Source organism: Kitasatospora sp. NPDC038210, from assembly GCF_055600605.1.
In genome coordinates this window covers 4414-6486 of the sequence record NZ_JBVJYK010000066.1, presented here as the reverse complement: position 1 = coordinate 6486, position 2073 = coordinate 4414, and the positions used below count along the sequence as shown (strand labels likewise).

Annotated in this window: 3 protein-coding genes and 1 pseudogene; 2 read left to right on the top strand and 2 right to left on the bottom strand. The window is 70.5% G+C overall.

Features of this window, described 5'->3' with window-relative positions:
* Both ACZ7KX_RS42345 and ACZ7KX_RS42340 read right to left on the bottom strand, forming a co-directional pair.
* Positions 1–171: Ku protein (locus ACZ7KX_RS42345; RefSeq protein ID WP_470331287.1), on the bottom strand; the 171-nt coding region annotated here is incomplete at its 3' end.
* Positions 172–708: 537 nt separating this feature from the next.
* Entirely contained in the window at positions 709–1023 is a 315-nt protein-coding gene (locus ACZ7KX_RS42340; protein WP_470331286.1) for a hypothetical protein, read from the bottom strand.
* 519 nt (positions 1024–1542) lie between these two features.
* Here ACZ7KX_RS42340 and ACZ7KX_RS42335 point away from each other — a divergent pair.
* Positions 1543–1728, top strand: a complete 186-nt coding sequence (locus ACZ7KX_RS42335) for a hypothetical protein (RefSeq protein WP_470331285.1) — start codon at positions 1543–1545, stop codon at positions 1726–1728.
* Positions 1729–1877: 149 nt separating this feature from the next.
* Positions 1878–2073 (top strand): annotated as a pseudogene (locus ACZ7KX_RS42330) (hypothetical protein); the annotation flags it as partial.

The following is a 2073-nucleotide window of genomic DNA, read 5'->3' as shown; positions in this document are numbered from 1 at the left end:
CCCGACTTCCTGGCCGGTGCGTTCGTTGACCCGCTTGTTGCGCACCCGGTCGGAGGTGCCGCGCTGGAGCTGGTGGAAGCGCACGTCGTGGGACTGCGTCGCGGTGTAGAGGGCCACGGGTACGGTGACCAGGCCGAAGGTCAGCACTCCGGTCCACATGGGTCGGGCCATCGCGAGGCCTCCTTCACGCTCACCCGGGCCTGGTCCGCTGCGGCGGGTGCCGCGCGCTCGTCCGGACGGGTCACGGCCAGCGTCACCGGACCGAGGCCGGTCCGCACGCCGGACTGGGCCTGGTGGGCGCCGCCGCCCTGCCGGGCCACTCGGAGCCACACGGCGACGCCCTACCCAGGCGACTGCACAGCTGCCCGCCCGGCCAAACCCTGCACGCCCCTCGGGGGCCGGCGGTGGTGGCGGTGCCGACTGGGATGCTGAGACGACGACGCGCTGATGCGGGACCGGTCCAAGAGACCGACCACGACGACCCCCACCCAGGCCCCCAGCCAGGTGTACGGCGGGCTCGTCTGCGGCTGCTCCTGGACGTCACAGGCTGACGTGCCGGCGACCTCGCCGGCGGTGCCGCGCTCGCGACCGAGATCGGCCGCTACGGCGCCGGCGGCCGTGCCCACGACGCACCCCGCAGTGGACCCGTCGCGCTGGGACTGGTCCGGCGACACCCCCTGAACCGTCCCGATCAGCCGGGCGGTCCGGCTACGCGGCCTCGGCCGAGGGGGCTTGGTTGTCGATGTGCTGGAGGAGGCTGCGGGCCTCGACACGGTCCTTGCCGGACAGCCCCGCCCAGAAGGCGTCCGCCCACACCGCGTGCGCGGCCAGCCGCTCGGCCTCCTCCAGCCGGCCGGACTCGGCCAGCTGCTCCTTGGGCAGTCCCTCCCGGGCCGCTGCCACGTCACCGTTCCACCGCCCGAGACCGGCCAGGAACGCGCGGCGGTCGGCCCGCACCGCCACCAGCGCCCGCTGCGCCGCGATCAAGTGGTCCGGGTACTCGTACGTCTTCTGCTTGCCCACCGCGCAATCGTACGGGTGCCCTAACCACCGCCCGGGTGCGCCTCGCCTGCCTGCGTGGGCGAATGGTGTCGTGGCCGCCGGGTTCATGCGGTCGGACCCGCGCGTCCAGCGGCGCCGGAAGACCGGTGGCCGGCTGGCGGCACGTCGCCGGTGTTCGGCGTCCTAGCGGATCCTTTACCAGGTCGGCGCGTATGCGGAGGGCGCTTTAATTAGTTACGGGTCTAGTTTCATGGTTCTGTGGCGCGGAATTCGCACAATCCTGCACAGACTCGCAAAAGGTGAGGGTTGTGCCAGTTTGGGGCATTCGTTTTCGGCAGAGCGTGAGGCTATGGTCACGATTGGGCACGCAGGCCTCGTGGGGTTCGCCAAAACCATTCACCACGGGGCGCTGCGTGCCTTACCAGAAATCGAACGAGCCCAGGAGACACCATGTCTCGATCCCCTCGGCGCCGCCGGACCAAACCTGTGAAGGTCCCGGTCCGTATCCGTGACAGTAGCAGCGGCGGCGTTATCCGTTCCATGCTGAACCAGCCGGTCAAGAACGCGGGCTTGCGGTTTGCCGTGCATCTTGCCCTTCCGGTCATCATGATCTCCAAGCCGCAGATCCGTGTAGAACTGTCGCCCGAAACGGCGTTCCCGCTGCTCATCGCATTCGGCGTGGCCGTATTCGGCGCCGCCCGCGTCCAGCGGTTCCGCCGGTCCTGAATCCGTGCGGCCCGGTCCCGTGCGGGGCCGGGCCGTCCACGCGGTCTCAGCGGTGACACGAAACGGGTAGAGGGCTCCGCTTGCGTTACGGAATTACCCGGGATGAACCCGTTTCGTGACACCGGTGACGGGACCGGAAAAGAGAAGAGATGTCGAACCCGCCCGCCACCTGCCGCTTCTGCGACACACCCCTGGCTGTCGCCGACGGCCCCCGCAAGGGCCGTCCCCAGGAGTACTGCAACCCCGTCTGCCGGCAGGCCGCCCACCGGGAACGCCGCAAGGCCAAGACCCGCCCGCCGACCAGAACCGACCCACCAGCCCCCTCCCCGCCGCCCACCCGGTACG